The sequence below is a fragment of the Candidatus Bartonella washoeensis Sb944nv genome, from assembly GCF_000278135.1.
GTDB classification, from domain to species: Bacteria; Pseudomonadota; Alphaproteobacteria; order Rhizobiales; family Rhizobiaceae; genus Bartonella; species Bartonella washoeensis.
The window spans coordinates 145,196-160,722 of the sequence record NZ_JH725022.1 but is presented as its reverse complement, the minus strand read 5'-3'; the positions used below and the strand labels follow the sequence as shown (position 1 = coordinate 160,722).

The window sequence follows — 15,527 nt, the reverse complement described above, 5'->3', positions numbered from 1 at the left end:
CTCCCCTCATTTTATTCTTTCCATTATTCTGTTCCACCATGCAGAGCATTGGCGCGTGCACGTTGAATGGCGTGAGCAACCGCACGACCAGTGGCTACGGGATCACGAGCGCCATTAATATGCACCGTGACATTTTCGATTGTGCGTAGTGGTGGAGTGATCTTTGTTATTGTCTCTTTGCTCTCGACCAGATCGATTTGCATAACCAGCACCAGCAAATTGCATAATGGGCTGGATGGCTGTTTTGCCGCCCAACCAACTTGATAAATGCCAACTGGGCAAATGAAACAGATCAGATAAATCAACATTGCCAATCCATTCTCTGATGCGATTTGGCAAAGATTGAAAAAAGTCCTTCAATTTTGTAATGGGTGCCATAAAACCACCGACAATCCAATTGGCCAAGTCTTCCCCTGCTTGTTCCATACTGGCTTTGGCATCCTCAGGGAGCTTTTCGCGCGCAAAAAAGCTTCCCAACCAGCCCCAAAAGTTGGAAAGACTTTGCTTGAAACCATCCCCCACATTGCCAAACCACTTGCCAACAATGCTAAGTCCCTGTTTAAACTTTTGCCAATGTTCAGAGAAATCAAAACAAGAGCATGTGCTATTCCCCGTGCAAAGCCTTTAACAAAGGAAGAAAAACGATCCCAATATTTCCACAAAACAAAACAGCTAGCAAGGATCACCGCCACAACAGCAGCAATCAAAGCCCCTATCGGGCTAAAAACAGCACCAACCACAGAGGCAATGCCAGCACCAACCACTTCGATCACTGTGCCTATCCAACCGAAAGTAGCGGCGAATGCAGAGCCAGAGACCATAAGCCCTCGAAACGCAGCCACGAGTAAAGTCATCGGTCGGAGAAGACGCAGCGTGCTCCCACCAAGACTTGCTGCCATTATTCCCACTGAGCGCCCTGATGCGATTAAACCTCACCAACTTGTTTTAAGAGCACGGCTGAGCGCTCCAAGCTTTACAAAAGAAGTCATGAGTTGCAGAAGCCCAAGGCGTGTACCAGCCATGGTAAAACGCAACACCCGCAAAGCAATATTAAAAGCCATCAGAGCTGCAATGGTTTTTATGATGGCGCTTGTTAAAGCTGAAGATTGGTATGATTATGGTTAGGGTGATATACTGTAACTATGTAGAATACTACACAACGAAAGAAGACAGCGTGCTGTATTGCTTTATTATCACGCCAAGTTGAAGAGATTTTTCTTGTCAATTCTAATTTTAATAACACGATTGAAATCTATTGTTTACAAACATATTGCTATAACATTTGATGATAACGGCTCACACACACTTCATAGTGCAACTTTAACCTTTGAAGTCACTTATCTGAGAAATATCCACACCATAAATAAAAGAATGCAACAGCAGGACAATCTGAGCCCATCATAATTTTTTCACCAGAAACAGAAATAAAAAATGAAGATAAATACACAAAAATTGAGGTTCCTATGCTTGAATGGCATGACAAGGAAATCACCGATCTCAAGCCTCATTTATAAAATACTTATAGTGGACAGAATTAGCTATGCTGATCACAGAAACGCGCTCGACTGGATAAAAAAGTAGCAATCTCATTAGTATTGCCTTTCATAAACAAGCCCACGCTGGTAAACTGCATTCCCATGAGGAATGCGATGTTAGAGAACAAATTCTTGTTCTCTCTTCATCAAAGGATTTATAGCAAAAAGTAATCGTTAACTTCATTCATACGGATACCAACTAAACCGCCGATAAAAGTAGAATTTATCGAACCATACCCTCTAATAGAATAACAGTTGCGTATGATGATAAATAAAATACTATATACTCATCATCAAATCAGAAGGAATTTCATTATTATGATTTCTGAAGCATATCGAGAAAAGGTGATGATATTACGTTAGAACTTATAACACTAGAGAGCATAAAGATTACCTCAGAACATGAGGCTCAAATTAAGCGCCAAAAGAAAAGTGTTGCCCTCTAAGCAACTAATTATGTTTCTATTAATTCAAGTGATTTAAGACAACAGAAAATATAGGTAACATATCTTCACAGGTTTTTTTACCTCTGGTTCTCCATGATAAGCACTCCAAATTGAACACGGTTTGACACACGCATGATACGGCACAATTATCAGAGACACACTTCGAAACTCATTGATCAATCATTTTTTAACAATTATTTTTGACTTTTATATAATATAAATTCATGAATAATTTCGCTTTTTATCTGAAAAACAAACAATGAAGTGATAAGCAATATCGGTTTATATTTTTTAATGCAATTAGAAAACAAAATAGAGGATATTCAAATTAACTGTAGTTTTTTTGAACAAAACATGTATAGTACGTTTTGTGTCTACAATATGGATTCGATATAATCTATGAATACAAAATGTTTAATTGCGGTATATTTTTTCAGTTTGATAGCAACTTCTACAGTACAAGTAATGGATGCTATAATTCTTAAAGAATCAGTATCCGTTACTTCATAAGTTATTGTAATACATGATTTTATTGAATAGATTATTTATTGGTGGTGGATTGATGCTTTTTTCAAGTAAAGCTACTTTAAAAATGCTCTAAAGAGGCTAATGCTGGAGAATTATGATTTGAAATTTATTACCTAAACCTTAATGGACGATAAGGAGTTTTTATGCAAATCTTAGTATTTGCCTCGGAAAGAGCTTTTTTCTGGAGCGATTTTGGTGTGTTGTAGTGTTGTAAAGAGGATACAAATGAAGTGGATGGAAGATAATAAGAAAAACAATAACTAAATAGTTTGCTGTTCGTATTGAGTTTGCAACAATTAGTAATTTTGTCATGTGTGCTAAGTATTATTCAGTTTTTTTATAAATAAGTTCGCAAAGGAAAATTTGTAATTAGTCGTAAGATCTCAATGACTTCCGTATTTGTATACTTTATAAATTTTGATTATTTGGCTTGCCGTAAAACTTGTTTTTTAGGGCAGTGCTATAAGGTTTTATTCAATGGAGTATTGTAAGTGTGATTTGTCATTAATTACAGTAAATACACAGGATAGTCTTTGTGCATAGAATTCATGAAATGAATCGCACAAGAAGCAAAAGAAATTTATCGAGAGAATTTTATCTGATTATGAATTAGATTTATTGAAAGTCATTATCTTAAGGCAGAAAGGAAGTTGATAGCTACAGAGTGGATAATCATTAAAATATAATCTTTTTTTCCAATGAACAAAGCGTCATAGGTTTTAATACTTCCTGTCGCAAAGATCTTTTAGTTCTAATAGGCTATCTTACTCTTCCGTTCTTTAGGGTGAGAAGGGTGAGTTTTGAATTTTACTTCACGTCCTACTTTGTGTGGGGCTTTTTTAGCGGATTAAGAATAATTCGGATTAAGAATAATGCGGAAAATATCAAAAGAAGGGCTTGCACTAATTAAGCAATTGGAGGGTTTGCGGTTAAGTGCTTACGAAGATGCTATTGGTGTGTGGACAATTGGTTATGGACATACAAGTGCTGCTGGTGCTCCAGATGTCTATGAAGGAATGCAAATTACGGAAAAAGAAGCAGAAAAAATCCTTCGTCAAGATTTGAGACAATTTGAAGATGTTATTAAACAAACTGTTAATGTTCCTTTAAGCGATGAGCAGTTCGCAGCACTGGTGTCGTTTTGCTATAATGTTGGAACAGAAGCTTTTCATCGCTCTACACTCTTAAAAAAGCTTAATAAAGGCAATTATGATGCTATACCAATTGAATTACAAAAATGGACGAGAGCAGGAGGAAAGCGTCTCCAAGGCCTTGTCAATCGTCGAGCAGCCGAAGCATGGCTATGGACTCAAGGAGCTCATGTATCTCCCAATTATCAAAAAGTAGAAGCGCAAGGCGTCACAGGTATTTGCAAAGTAGAAGCTCTTGCACCAATTATAGGTTCTTTCTCAGGGCTTGGAGGACTTTTCGCAGGGAATGGTCCTGTTCAATGGGCTTTAGCAGGCATTATGGTTTTGGCTGCTTGTACGGCTATGGTATATATCGCTAAACGCTTTCAGGAGCACCGTCTATGATCTTATGGATAAAAAAATATCTGACGATAATAGCAACAATCTCAGCAGCTTTTTTTGTAGCTTTAGTGAAAGCTTTTTTTCTTGGGAAAAAAGCTGAGCAGCAAAAACAAACAGAGAAAGCTTTAAACACAGCAAAGACAAGGCTTGAGGTAGAAAATGAAATTAACAAAAAAAGTGATGCTAGTGTGCGTACTGAGCTTTCTGACTGGCTGCGCAACGAATGAACGAACTTCTTGTCTTGGGTGGCTGCCAATTTATTTGAACCACCAAGATCTCAATGTGATTAGCCCAAACTTGGCAAGAGATATCCTAAAACATAACAAGCAAGGTGAGCGTCTGTGTGGGTGGAAACGTGAACAGGAAACAAAGTGACAGAAATATAGAATTCACAGAATTAAGAAAGACAGCTTTTTCATGAGATAATCAATACCTACCCAAGTATGAAAATAGTGTCTCGTTGTGTGAAATAGGGTGTTTTTGTCTTATTAGTGGTTGATTTTGTTTATCTCATAGATGCGATAGGTAATATCCATCCATATTTGAGACATTCGTTTTCAAAGAATTTGAAGATATGTTATGATAAAGAGGAAGGGTTCGCAAGAACTCTCCTGCTACAAATTGCGGCGCTGTAAATGTAGTTCAGAGTGTGTACTAAGTAGCCACAACTCTAGTGTTTTGGCAGCAGAATTTCAATAGAAAAACTATAAATGTTAAAACCTCGTGCTCATAAATAAGATTGCATTCTGAATAAAAAATGATTTCATAATTTTTATATAAAATATGTAAGCATCTTACACACCAGTAAAAATCTGCGTATTTTTTCACTTTAACTCTTATAAAAAGTAAATTTTTTTCAGAAAGTTTTGCTTATTTGCAATAAATAAATTTTATAATTATTGAAATTTATACCATAAAACCATTATACAATGAACAATATATATTAAAAAATATTTAATAATATTATTTTAAAATTAATAAATTTTATTTAAATATTTTATAGATTAAAATAAGAAATATCTAATATTTATATCTAATAAATTAAAGAGTCCATGATACATAAAGAGAATTTAAGGTGATTATTTTATAAATCTTTTGAGGGGATAGAGTGTGGCTTATACAAGCAATAAAGCGGATACTGTCAATGCAATCTATGCTCTCCGTTTACGCCTTAAAATACTTGACTTCATCAGAAAAGCGAAATCTGGACACACAGCGGGTAACCTTTCCTGCATTGATTTGATTTATGTCTTATATAAATATATTCTTAGAATAAGTTTAACGCTTCTTCATGATTCTAATCGCGATCGATATATTCAAAGTAAGGGACATGCAGTTGAAGCATTGTATATTGTATTATCAGAAATGGGATATTTTGATCCTCAACTTCTCGATACTTATTTAAAATTTTGTTCAAAATTTATTGGTCATGTAACTAAAAAAGTCCCTGATATTGAATAAAGCACAGATTCTCTTGGTCATGGCTTATCTCTTGGTGCGAGAATGACTCTTTCTAGACAGTTTAATCTCAATCCTATTTGTGTTTTGGTGCTTTTTAGCGATGGCGAAATGACAGAGGGATCCGTCTGGGAGGCTGCATTATTTTCAGCGCACTATAAACTCAGTAATCTTACCGCAATTGTTGATAAAAATCCGCTACAAATTTCTGATACAACTGATGTCTTAATGAAAACAAAGCCTTAGCAGATAAATTTACAAGTTTTGAGTAGCATATTGTAGAAATTGATAGTCACGATATAACACAACTGAAAACATCATTAGGTTCTCCTCCATCTCGTAAGGACAAACCAACAGCAATACTTATAAACACCATAAAGGGATGTGGAATTTCCACGATGAAAAATGACATACGCTGGCACCATAAAGTTCCAACAGATGAGGAATATAATATTGCTGTCAATGAAATTCAGACAAAAATTCAATTAATGGGAAAATAAGCGTAGATGCGTATCATCAAGAAACGCAAACTGCTGTGAAGTTCAAACCTCGAAATTATGAATAAGGTCCTTATAAGGATAGCGCAATTTGATAAAGATATTGTCGTTTTAACTGCTGATTCACGAATATCCGGAAAGATTGATCAATTCGCAAAGCTTTATCCAGGACGTATTATAGAAGTTGGTATTTTTGAACAAAATTTGGTAGTCATTGCTGCTGGTCTTGCTTCATGTGAAAAAAGCCATGTGTTGTTTCACAGGCATGTTTTTTGACGACGCGTACACGTGAACAAATAAAGGTAAATATCGCTTATTGCGAAACATCCAGTTAGACTAATTGGTATTAGCTATGGACCACTTAAGGGCCACACATCATACCATTTCCGATTTTGCGTCACTTCGCGCTATTCCTAATATACGCATCATTGCTCATGCTGATAATAATAAAGAAACAGAAGCTGCAATTCTCTCTACTTTAAGTAACCCTACGCCTGCTTATATACATTTAGGAAAGCGTGCTGCTACAAATATTCATAGTTATCTTTCGAAAAATCAATGCTTGTAAAGCTTCTGTTATAAGAGAGGGAAAAGATATTCTCTTGCTTGCAACTGGAGAAACCGTTCACATTTGTCTCGATGCCGTTGAAGAACTCCCAAAATATGAAGTTATGCCAACAATTGTAAGTGTTTCAACAATTCAACCTTTAGATGGTGAATCTGTGCTAAAACTATGCCAATCCCAACAATTTTTTTGCCTGTGAAAAACTAGTATCAATGAGAGCTTAAAGAAGCAATTGCGAGATTACTTATGGAATATAGCATTGCATACAGATTTGTATCACTAGGAATACCGAATGAGCTCGTCTGGAATGAAAGATAATTAAACATTTTAGCAAATTATGAAATCAGTAGAAATGGCATAATAAAAACTGTATTAGGCAATGCAGTAATATACAAAGAATATCAAACTGCATCTGAATATGCTCATCAGCTAAAAAACATCACAAATCATTGAGCATGATAAAAAGAAAATAAAAAATAATAAGCATACGGAATCGTACTTTTTCTGCATTCAATGAAAAAATTCTTTTATTTAAAGAGAGAACTAGTAAAAATACATTTTCTTCATTGTATAAGAACATCTGTACTTGCTAAACTCTCGTGTGTTATTTCTTTAATTGCATACGCTCCAGTTAATGTCATAGCTATACGCATTTCATTAGCAAAAAGATCAAGAAGGTGAGCAACACCTTTCTCCCCTGCTGCTGCGAGTGCATATACAAAAGCACGACCAATCATGACGGCATCTGCACCTTGTGCTATCATACGTACAACATCAAGCCCAGAACGAACACCAGAATCAACTAAAATGGTCAAATCACCTTTTACAGCCTCCGCAATTGCCGGCAGTGCTCGCGCAGTGGACAAGACACCATCAAGTTGGCGCCCACCATGATTGGAAACAACAATACCATCAGCACCAAATTGTACTGCCTCCCGTGCATCTTTTGGATCGAGAATACCTTTCAGAACCATTTTTCCCTTCCAAAAATCTCGAATCCATTGCAGATCAGACCAACCAATTGATGGATCAAAATTTGCACCAAGCCACCCAACATAGTCTTCCAATGTAATCTTCTTTTTTAGATAAGTAGAGACATTTCCAAGATCATGAGGGCGTCCCATAACACCAACATTCCAAGCCCAATGTGGATGGGCAACAGCTTGTAAAATACGGCGTAATCCAGAATAAGGCCCAGACATTCCTGAATGCGCATCACGATAACGCGCACCAGGAACGGGCATATCAACTGTAAAAACTAATGTACGCACACCAGCCAACCAAGACCGCTCTAATGCATCACGCATAAACCCGCGATCCTTGAGAACATAAAGTTGAAACCAAAATGCATTTCCAACCGCTTCTTGCACTTCTGCAATGGAACAAACTGAAACTGAAGATAGTGTAAAAGGAATGCCTTTCGAAACTGCCGCACGCGCAGCTTTTACCTCACCACGACGTGCATACATACCAGTTAACCCTACAGGTGCAAGAATAATCGGCAAATCAAGTGTTTGATCAAAAAGCTTGATTGAAAGATCAACTTCACCAACCTGCCTCAGAATCCTTTGACGGAGTGCAAGTGCTTGAAGATCTGTACAATTGCGCCGCAACGTTTCCTCAGCATAAGCACCGCCATCAATATAATGAAAAAGAAAAGGTGGAAGCCGACGCTTTGCTGCTTTGCGGTAATCAAATGTTGAGGAAATAATCATTATGGCACCATTGTTTCTGAATGAAAAGCGAAAACACCTTAAACCTATAAGCCCCAACCCGCGCACCTCCTATTAAACGTTTCAATAGAACACTCCACTCAGTAGATGCAGGCAACAAAGATTGCAACTCAAAAAACTAAACAACAAAAATAAAGTCCTTACTTCTCTTTTCCAGATTTAAATACCTGAGAAATATTCAACCTCGATAAATAACGTATAAATTCATCATAACCTAAGTAAGGCTTTCCCCTTTATGATTGATGCCATTCCGAAGCATCGCTTTCATCATTTATTCTACTTTCAAAGTAATTCTCTTCTACAAAGATGTATCACATTACAATCTGTAAGAGTATATAAACAATCATTCAACCTTATCTAAAAGACAAAACATTAATAGACATAAATCAAACTGTTGAATAAATTTGGTTATTTTCCCTCATATTAATATCCAAAATCTTGTAGATTTACTACTAACAATTCACATAGAACATACAACCCTTAACTCAAATTGTAATTGTAATAAAAAAGTGTGTTTAGAAAAATCTGAACACACTCAAAGCAGTAATGTGAGCTTCGGTCACAATAAAATTACTTATGAAAATAAAGAAAAAGGCAAAGCCGAAACATCATTTCCTTTAAAAGGTAGTATATTGCCTCAAATTAAGCCGGAGATGTTAAGAAAGGCATTGCCAAATCAGGCTTATGTATCTCAAATATGAGCTTGAATCTGAAAATGATTTAATAATGGCTATGGACTTTTTACCTAAAATATCCAGAATCTCATCTAGCGCTTTTGAAAAGGCTAAAAAACTATAGGGCTAAAAAAGCTGCTCTCGCTATTGGTATGATCATCAAAAAATATTACCGGCACCTCATCCGTCACCAAGCGGATCTCTGCGTGGCATGATTGCTAAAGAAAATCGCAGTGAATTATATCTGGAAAGACCATTTTATGCTCTGATGAATACGGATAGAGCTAGTGATAAAGGCAAAGAAAGTATAATGTCATCTATTGAGAGATGATTAATGAGGCTGTCGTGATGCACACACTGAAACACATGCAGATCTTCTTTAACTTTTAAATGAAGAAAGAAGTTATTGTGGAATATCTGCGGGGATATATATGAAGATTTATTGTTTAGCAAGAGAGTATTTAAGAGTTTTAATTCTTATCAGAAATCAACCACAAAATTGCTTTTTGTTTTTTAGGGGGAGCATATCAAGTTTTGTACCAAGAAATCTTCCAAAAATGTTATTGAAAATATTGAAAATGGATATGCAAGACGAACAAACGCTTGCTGAAGATATTGTATCAACGACTGTAACTTGTTGGGAGCATAATGTTGTACAAAAAAACGCATGGCATGAAGTCCAAAAAACCATAAAGGCGCATTGCGCTTCTCCTTTAAGAACTGGACATCTCCTCTTAGCTTAATGAGTTCTCATTATGCATCCTTTACGCAAGATTTGCGATGGAAAGATTTTACGGAAAAAATCAATGCGTTTTGTTTAAAAGATCCGAGTTTAATACATCCTTCAATATGGAAGGGTATTTCACAATGTTTGTTGTGATGAAACAATTGCTATTTCTTGGCATGCCACTGGCTGTTGGGTTTATCTCTCAGATGATGATTTCCTTCACAGATGCAGCGCTTGTGGCGCATTTAGGCGTTCAAGCCTTGAGTGGTACAATGTTGGCTCTGAGTATGTTTAGTTTTGTTATGTTGTTGGGGCTAGGTATTATTACCGCTGTTGCACCAAAACTTGCGGAAAGCTTTCGCAGACAAGAGGGATATGCATTGAAGGCGTGGTTTGATCAAGGAATATGGCTTTCCCTTTTGATTGGAATGATGAATGCGATCATTTTACTCAATACGAGGAATATTTTGTGTCTTCTCGGCCAAGATGTGGCAATTGCCAATATAGCGCAGGAATATAATAGTGGCGCTGCTATAGGGGTGGTGTTTTTTTATCTTTATGTGAATAGCCGCGGATTACTGTCAGCAATTGGTAATCCAAAGCCCTTAACCTGGGTTATGCTTGCGGCTATCCTCGTGAATTTTCTTATTTCTTGGCCGCTTATTTTGGGTATAGGTTTTGCAAGCGGATTAGGTGTCTTTGGTGCAGGAATTGCAAGCAGTTTCATCCGTATTTTGATTGTCATTGCAGCGGCAATAATTCTGACCCGCAATTCTGCTTTTCATGCCTTTCACTTTAATTATTTGAGACCGAAGTTAGAGATTTCACGAATAACAACATTGCTGCGCGTAGGGCTACCCATTGGTATACGTATTCTTATTGCGGAAGGTTTTCCTTCTGTCATTGCATTCATGATTACTGATTATGGGGTCCAAGCTTTGGCTACGCATGCGATTGGAATGCGTCTTGATATGCTTATTTCCGTGGTGGCTTTGGGGATATCTAGCGCAGCCGCGACAATAGCAGCGTGGTATAGAGCAGATGAGAATAATATGGCTATAAAACAGTTGCGTATGAGTGTTACAGTTTTTGCTGTAGTTTATGTCTTGTTTTTATCAGGGGTTGTTTATCTCTCTTATGAATTTATTCTTACAACTATCTTTGATATTTCCGAGGCCAGTGTCATTGTTTTTTCTTGGGAGTTGCTTCCGCTCATTTTATTGTCTTTTGCTTTTGGCACTTTAGGGGCGATGCTCAATGGCATACTTGTGGGCTTTCTTGATACATTTTGGTCAACACTTGTTGTAGCAACAAGCTATTGGGGAGTAGGCCTATTGGGAGGAGCGCTCATAGCGCATTTTTTTGAATATGGCTTTATTGGCTATTGGCTAGGCATGATTGGTGCAAGCTTAATCGTTTCTATATTTAACTATATGCGTGTGAGTTATTTAATAAAACGCAATTCTATATTTGGGTCTGAGTGAGTATTATAAAAACACCTGTAAAGCACTAGCTGTGAAGGCATAGCTACTCACCCCCGTCCATATAGGCTGTTTACTTCTATGGAGATAAATATAGGCTACAAAACTTGCTTAATCTTGAAAAGAAAAGCCTTTGATTGTAGCTTCAATATTATCTGTTGAGTTATTTTATAAATATCACCGGTCTTATTCAGGGGGGTGAAGAATGCTCTTAATAACTTAGATATGATGTTTTTTTTGATAAAGCTGTTGATCTTAGTGGCTTTATTGAAAAGGAAGCCAACCTCTCTCATCAGGAAAATTGCTGAAATGGTGTTGGTGCATTGATTTATGATAATATTCGGTTTTTTTGTAGAGTTTACAGGCGCGCTAGAGCTTGAGGTAATGCTTTAATTTCTCATAAAGCTGAGATTAATGGTGATACAAAAATTGGTGATGATTATAAAGAACCTGTCATTGAAAATATTGTTTTTGTATAGAATAGATGATAGTTTTTGGTGGAAACGCTTACTTTAAAACAGTAAAAAGCTGCGTCACATTAAAGATGCGGCAATTTATTGTAATGCAGACATTTAATGGGGGAATATCAAAAATGCGATATATAGAGCCTTCTAAAGGATTTGAAATATGAGTATGTCTCAACAGAAAAAGTTTCACTTTTGTTGAGCGATTTTGGTCATACTACAAATTGCTTTATACACAAAATGGGTAACTTAGAACATCAAGATAAAATCATCTAAAGCAGAAATGAAATACATTAAAATTTAGGGACAATATTTATTAGAAAGCACTACGTTTTTTTTGAAAAAAACTGTTAATGCATTGTATGTGAAAGCTTATTTATTTGTCCCTTAGTGAGATTTTATACAGAATAAATGTACGATGTCTTCATCTAAACTTTTAGGAATCAAGTAAGTAGTGGCAACCGATCTTATATATTTATTTTGAAAACTAAAGCTTCCCTTCTAATGAAGATGCTTTCTACATACACTTTATCAAAGTCCGCGTTTTAAAACTCACTTAAAATGCTTAGATAACTTTAATCCCTGCGCTTGATAATGTGAGCCAACATCATGCCCATAAAGCGCTAACGGTCGATTAAGCATGTGCTCATATACTAAACGACCAATAATTTGGCCATGCTCCAAGATAAATGGAACCTCATGGCTGCGAACTTCCAAAACTGCCTTTGCCCCTTTTCCACTGGCCTCCATATGCCCAAATCCTGGATCAAAAAAACCTGCATAATGCACCCTAAACTCACCAACTAAGGGATCAAAAGGTGTCATTTCAGCTGCATAAAGCGGAGGAACATGGACAGCTTCTCGTGAAACTAAAATATAAAACTCATCAGGATCAAGTACCATTTCTCTTTGACCACGGTCAAAAAGAGGTTCCCAAAAATCTAAAACATCGGCAACAGCACGCTTATCAATATCAATAACACTTGTATGACGTTTCCCACGATATCCCACAAGTCCGTTTTCGTTCCCTTTCAAATTAATGGAAAGCCCAATACCACCATCGCTAATATTAGGAAAATCGTCTGATATAAGCGTTTCTTGCCTATGCAAAGCGTGCAACTCAATTTCATTTAAATAACTTTGTCCCTTTCTAAGCCGAAGCTGAGATAAATGCGATCCGGTGCGTACTAAAATTGGAAATGTACGTGGACTAATTTCTAGATAAAGTGGGCCATGATAACCTGCACAAATTTTATCAAACTCCTGAGCATTATCCGTAATCACACGCGTAAAAATATCTAACCGTCCCGTAGAACTTTTTGGATTAGCAACCGCAGATAAAGTTTCTGGTAAAGCCAAACTTTCCAAAAGAGGCACAATATAAACACACCCCGTTTCCAAAACCGCCCCCTCCCGCAAATCAAATTCATGCAACTTTAACCGTTCGAGCTTATCTAAAACTTTTGCATCAGATCCCGGCATAAAAGAAGCACGGATACGATAAGCTTTTTCCCCTAAACGCAAATCAAGACTTGCAGGTTGTATTTGGGCTGCATCAAATGGCCAAAGAGCCTTAAGAATACCATTGTCAATTAAAGCCTGTAGATCACTATCTGCCAAAATACCACTCATACGCACCATATGATCCTGCCTTCCATCTTTACTCTGCTTCTTTTTGACCCAAATAATCGATCAGTGTAAATCTTTTAAAATGATACAAATCATTCCCTCCCAATTTTGTCAGTTAATTTGCTACCACAATCAATACATGGATGCCACAAACAATAAAGCAGTAACTGGTAAAAACATTCTTTGAAAGTAAATACAACTTTCGAAGATAATATCTTTACACTCTCTCATCCTTGAATGTTCAACAAATAATGTTATCATGATTTCAAGCTTCTTTAAGTTTTCAGGAATCTGTTTAGAATTTATTATGATCATACGCCATCTTAGCGAAAATATTATTAATCAAATTGCCGCTGGTGAAGTTATTGAACGGCCGGCAAATGTTGTCAAAGAACTGGTTGAAAATGCTATTGACGCTGGAGCAACCCGTATTGAAATCGTGACAGTAAACGGTGGAAAAAATTTTATAAAGGTAAGTGATAATGGCTTCGGTATTCCTGCAGATCAGTTAACTTTAGCAGTTTCTCGCCATTGTACATCAAAAATTACAGATGATGTTCACAATATCTGTTTTCTTGGTTTTCGAGGAGAAGCCTTACCCTCCATTGGTTCTGTCGCTAAACTTAAATTAATCTCACGAACACAGCACGCTGACAATGCTGCTGAAATTATTGTCACAGCAGGAAAAATTGTCGGTCCCAAACCGGCTGCTGCTAACCCTGGAACTATTGTTGAAGTTCGTGACCTCTTCTTTGTCACTCCAGCACGGCTAAAATTTATGAAAACTGATCGTGCTGAAACAAACGCCATTACCGATATGATTAAACGAATTGCTATTGCATTTCCACATATCCGCTTTTCTCTTTCTGGATCAGACCGAACTTCTATAGAATTACCTGCTACGGAAAATAATACCCAAGGGCAATTACAACGTATTACACAGATTATGGGAAATGAATTCGCTCCCAACAGCATTGTCCTTAATGCTGAACGCGAAGCTGTTCGCTTAAGCGGATTTGCCTGTTTGCCGTCCTTCAACCGTAGCAATAGTCTTCACCAATTTGCTTATGTTAATGGTCGTCCAGTGCGCGATAAATTACTCTGGGGAGCAATCCGAGGAGCCTATGCTGATGTTATGGCTAAAGATCGTCATCCCGTATCTATCCTTTTTATTGATCTACCACCCACTGATGTAGACGTTAATGTGCATCCAACCAAAGCCGATGTAAGATTCCGTGACCCAGGACTCATTCGCGGTTTAATCGTTGGAGCAATTCATGAAGCTTTGCATCAAAGTGGTGTTCGTCCAACTTCAACGCGCTCTGAAGCAATGTTGGATGCATTTCAAGCACCACAACCAGTGGGAACTTTTAAGAGCGCTCACCGACCTTTTTCTTATAACCCACAGCAACAGAACCATCACTTTGCATCAACCGCATCAATGATTCATAAACCACTAGATGCTACAAGTTCTATCAGTTTAAGAGAGGGCACTACCCCAATCATGGAGTGTTTAGATAGGCCAAGTGGTGATGTCTGCACTGCAAACCTTACACCTTCAGCGGAAGAATTACATTATCCACTAGGAGCTGCAAGAGCACAAATTCATAAAAACTACATTATCGCTCAAACCCAAGACAGTTTGATTATTGTTGATCAGCATGCTGCTCATGAAAGACTGGTTTATGAAGCACTCAAGAATGCCCTTTATTCTAAACCGCTTCCTTCACAATTGTTACTTATTCCTGAAATTGTAGAACTTTCTGAAGAAGATGCAACGTGCCTTTTAACGCATAAAGATGCTTTGCAAAAATTTGGCTTGAGTATAGAGCCATTTGGATCTGGTGCAATCGTTGTGCGGGAAACGCCTGCTATGTTGGGGGAAATCAACGTGCAAGCCCTGATTAAAGATCTTGCAGATGAAGCAGCTGAATATGATACTACAAACAATTTAAAAGCAATGCTTGATTATGTTGCAGCAACTATGGCCTGTCACGGTTCGGTACGATCAGGGCGTCTTTTACGCCCCGAAGAAATGAATGCACTCTTACGACAAATAGAATCCACACCCAATACAGGTACGTGCAATCACGGTCGTCCTACTTATATTGAACTTAAATTAACTGATATAGAACGGCTTTTTGGCAGAAAATAAATTACCGTCGTTTTGGTGAAAAAGAATTTTTTTAATTCGCTCTCGACTTTATAATATATCTTATGGCATTTTATTTCGATCATCTCTCACAAAGATAAAAAGG

At 37.2% G+C, this 15,527-nt stretch carries 14 protein-coding genes and 1 pseudogene; 12 read left to right on the top strand and 3 right to left on the bottom strand.

Features of this window, described 5'->3' with window-relative positions:
* Positions 1–114: 114 nt before the first annotated feature.
* Positions 115–477 (bottom strand): hypothetical protein, encoded by a 363-nt coding sequence (locus tag MCQ_RS08650; protein ID WP_245256369.1) that lies wholly within the window; start codon positions 475–477, stop codon positions 115–117.
* 24 nt (positions 478–501) lie between these two features.
* Between MCQ_RS08650 and MCQ_RS09155 the strand changes: the two genes are divergently transcribed.
* The 8 genes and pseudogenes from MCQ_RS09155 to MCQ_RS09460 all read left to right on the top strand — a co-directional run bounded on the left by MCQ_RS09155 (position 502) and on the right by MCQ_RS09460 (position 6,760).
* A complete protein-coding gene (locus MCQ_RS09155) occupies positions 502–1,125 on the top strand; it encodes a hypothetical protein (RefSeq protein ID WP_159052264.1) in 624 nt (207 codons plus the stop codon).
* A 2,256-nt stretch (positions 1,126–3,381) separates the two neighbouring features.
* Entirely contained in the window at positions 3,382–4,044 is a 663-nt protein-coding gene (locus MCQ_RS00655; protein ID WP_006922928.1) for a lysozyme, read from the top strand.
* Positions 4,041–4,268, top strand: coding sequence for a hypothetical protein (locus MCQ_RS00650; protein WP_006922927.1), 228 nt, complete (start codon positions 4,041–4,043; stop codon positions 4,266–4,268). The genes MCQ_RS00655 and MCQ_RS00650 overlap by 4 nt, the downstream gene beginning before the upstream one ends.
* Entirely contained in the window at positions 4,201–4,416 is a 216-nt protein-coding gene (locus MCQ_RS09475) for a hypothetical protein (RefSeq protein ID WP_081489766.1), read from the top strand. Before MCQ_RS00650 ends, MCQ_RS09475 begins: the two co-directional genes overlap by 68 nt.
* 735 nt (positions 4,417–5,151) lie before the next feature.
* Positions 5,152–5,745 (top strand): annotated as a pseudogene (locus MCQ_RS09030) (hypothetical protein).
* A 311-nt stretch (positions 5,746–6,056) separates the two neighbouring features.
* Complete coding sequence (locus MCQ_RS09470) at positions 6,057–6,272, top strand: hypothetical protein (RefSeq protein WP_006922923.1); 216 nt, start codon at positions 6,057–6,059, stop codon at positions 6,270–6,272.
* Between the two features lie 76 nt (positions 6,273–6,348).
* Positions 6,349–6,564 carry a hypothetical protein gene (locus MCQ_RS09465; RefSeq protein ID WP_006922922.1) on the top strand — a complete coding sequence of 72 codons (216 nt, stop codon included), beginning with the start codon at positions 6,349–6,351 and terminating at the stop codon, positions 6,562–6,564.
* Positions 6,515–6,760 carry a transketolase C-terminal domain-containing protein gene (locus tag MCQ_RS09460; protein WP_006922921.1) on the top strand — a complete coding sequence of 82 codons (246 nt, stop codon included), beginning with the start codon at positions 6,515–6,517 and terminating at the stop codon, positions 6,758–6,760. The genes MCQ_RS09465 and MCQ_RS09460 overlap by 50 nt, the downstream gene beginning before the upstream one ends.
* A gap of 364 nt (positions 6,761–7,124) precedes the next feature.
* Here MCQ_RS09460 and lldD read toward each other — a convergent pair whose 3' ends face one another.
* A complete protein-coding gene (gene lldD / locus MCQ_RS00635; protein ID WP_035007635.1) occupies positions 7,125–8,276 on the bottom strand; it encodes an FMN-dependent L-lactate dehydrogenase LldD in 1,152 nt (383 codons plus the stop codon).
* A gap of 422 nt (positions 8,277–8,698) precedes the next feature.
* Between lldD and MCQ_RS09255 the strand changes: the two genes are divergently transcribed.
* From MCQ_RS09255 to MCQ_RS00620, 3 genes are all read left to right on the top strand, one after another.
* Positions 8,699–8,995, top strand: a complete 297-nt coding sequence (locus tag MCQ_RS09255) for a hypothetical protein (RefSeq protein ID WP_181461085.1) — start codon at positions 8,699–8,701, stop codon at positions 8,993–8,995.
* A gap of 551 nt (positions 8,996–9,546) precedes the next feature.
* Positions 9,547–9,711, top strand: a complete 165-nt coding sequence (locus MCQ_RS09145; RefSeq protein WP_159052262.1) for a hypothetical protein — start codon at positions 9,547–9,549, stop codon at positions 9,709–9,711.
* Between the two features lie 124 nt (positions 9,712–9,835).
* Positions 9,836–11,179, top strand: a complete 1,344-nt coding sequence (locus MCQ_RS00620; protein WP_006922918.1) for an MATE family efflux transporter — start codon at positions 9,836–9,838, stop codon at positions 11,177–11,179.
* Between the two features lie 1,013 nt (positions 11,180–12,192).
* Here MCQ_RS00620 and MCQ_RS00610 read toward each other — a convergent pair.
* Positions 12,193–13,281: a 2'-deoxycytidine 5'-triphosphate deaminase gene (locus tag MCQ_RS00610; RefSeq protein WP_006922917.1), complete on the bottom strand. Its 1,089-nt coding sequence runs from the start codon at positions 13,279–13,281 to the stop codon at positions 12,193–12,195.
* Between the two features lie 295 nt (positions 13,282–13,576).
* Between MCQ_RS00610 and mutL the strand changes: the two genes are divergently transcribed.
* Positions 13,577–15,424 (top strand): DNA mismatch repair endonuclease MutL, encoded by a 1,848-nt coding sequence (gene mutL / locus MCQ_RS00600; protein ID WP_035007629.1) that lies wholly within the window; start codon positions 13,577–13,579, stop codon positions 15,422–15,424.
* The last annotated feature ends 103 nt before the right edge of the window (positions 15,425–15,527 follow it).

Excerpts from the sequence above, each read along its gene's own strand:
- MCQ_RS00655 (WP_006922928.1), top strand. The coding sequence starts at position 3,382 with ATGCGGAAAATATCAAAAGAAGGGCTTGCACTAATTAAGCAATTGGAG.
- MCQ_RS00650 (WP_006922927.1), top strand. The coding sequence starts at position 4,041 with ATGATCTTATGGATAAAAAAATATCTGACGATAATAGCAACAATCTCA.
- MCQ_RS09475 (WP_081489766.1), top strand. The coding sequence starts at position 4,201 with ATGAAATTAACAAAAAAAGTGATGCTAGTGTGCGTACTGAGCTTTCTG.
- MCQ_RS09470 (WP_006922923.1), top strand. The coding sequence starts at position 6,057 with ATGAATAAGGTCCTTATAAGGATAGCGCAATTTGATAAAGATATTGTC.
- MCQ_RS09465 (WP_006922922.1), top strand. The coding sequence starts at position 6,349 with ATGGACCACTTAAGGGCCACACATCATACCATTTCCGATTTTGCGTCA.
- lldD (WP_035007635.1), bottom strand. The coding sequence starts at position 8,276 with ATGATTATTTCCTCAACATTTGATTACCGCAAAGCAGCAAAGCGTCGG.
- MCQ_RS09145 (WP_159052262.1), top strand. The coding sequence starts at position 9,547 with ATGGATATGCAAGACGAACAAACGCTTGCTGAAGATATTGTATCAACG.
- MCQ_RS00620 (WP_006922918.1), top strand. The coding sequence starts at position 9,836 with ATGTTTGTTGTGATGAAACAATTGCTATTTCTTGGCATGCCACTGGCT.
- MCQ_RS00610 (WP_006922917.1), bottom strand. The coding sequence starts at position 13,281 with ATGGTGCGTATGAGTGGTATTTTGGCAGATAGTGATCTACAGGCTTTA.
- mutL (WP_035007629.1), top strand. The coding sequence starts at position 13,577 with ATGATCATACGCCATCTTAGCGAAAATATTATTAATCAAATTGCCGCT.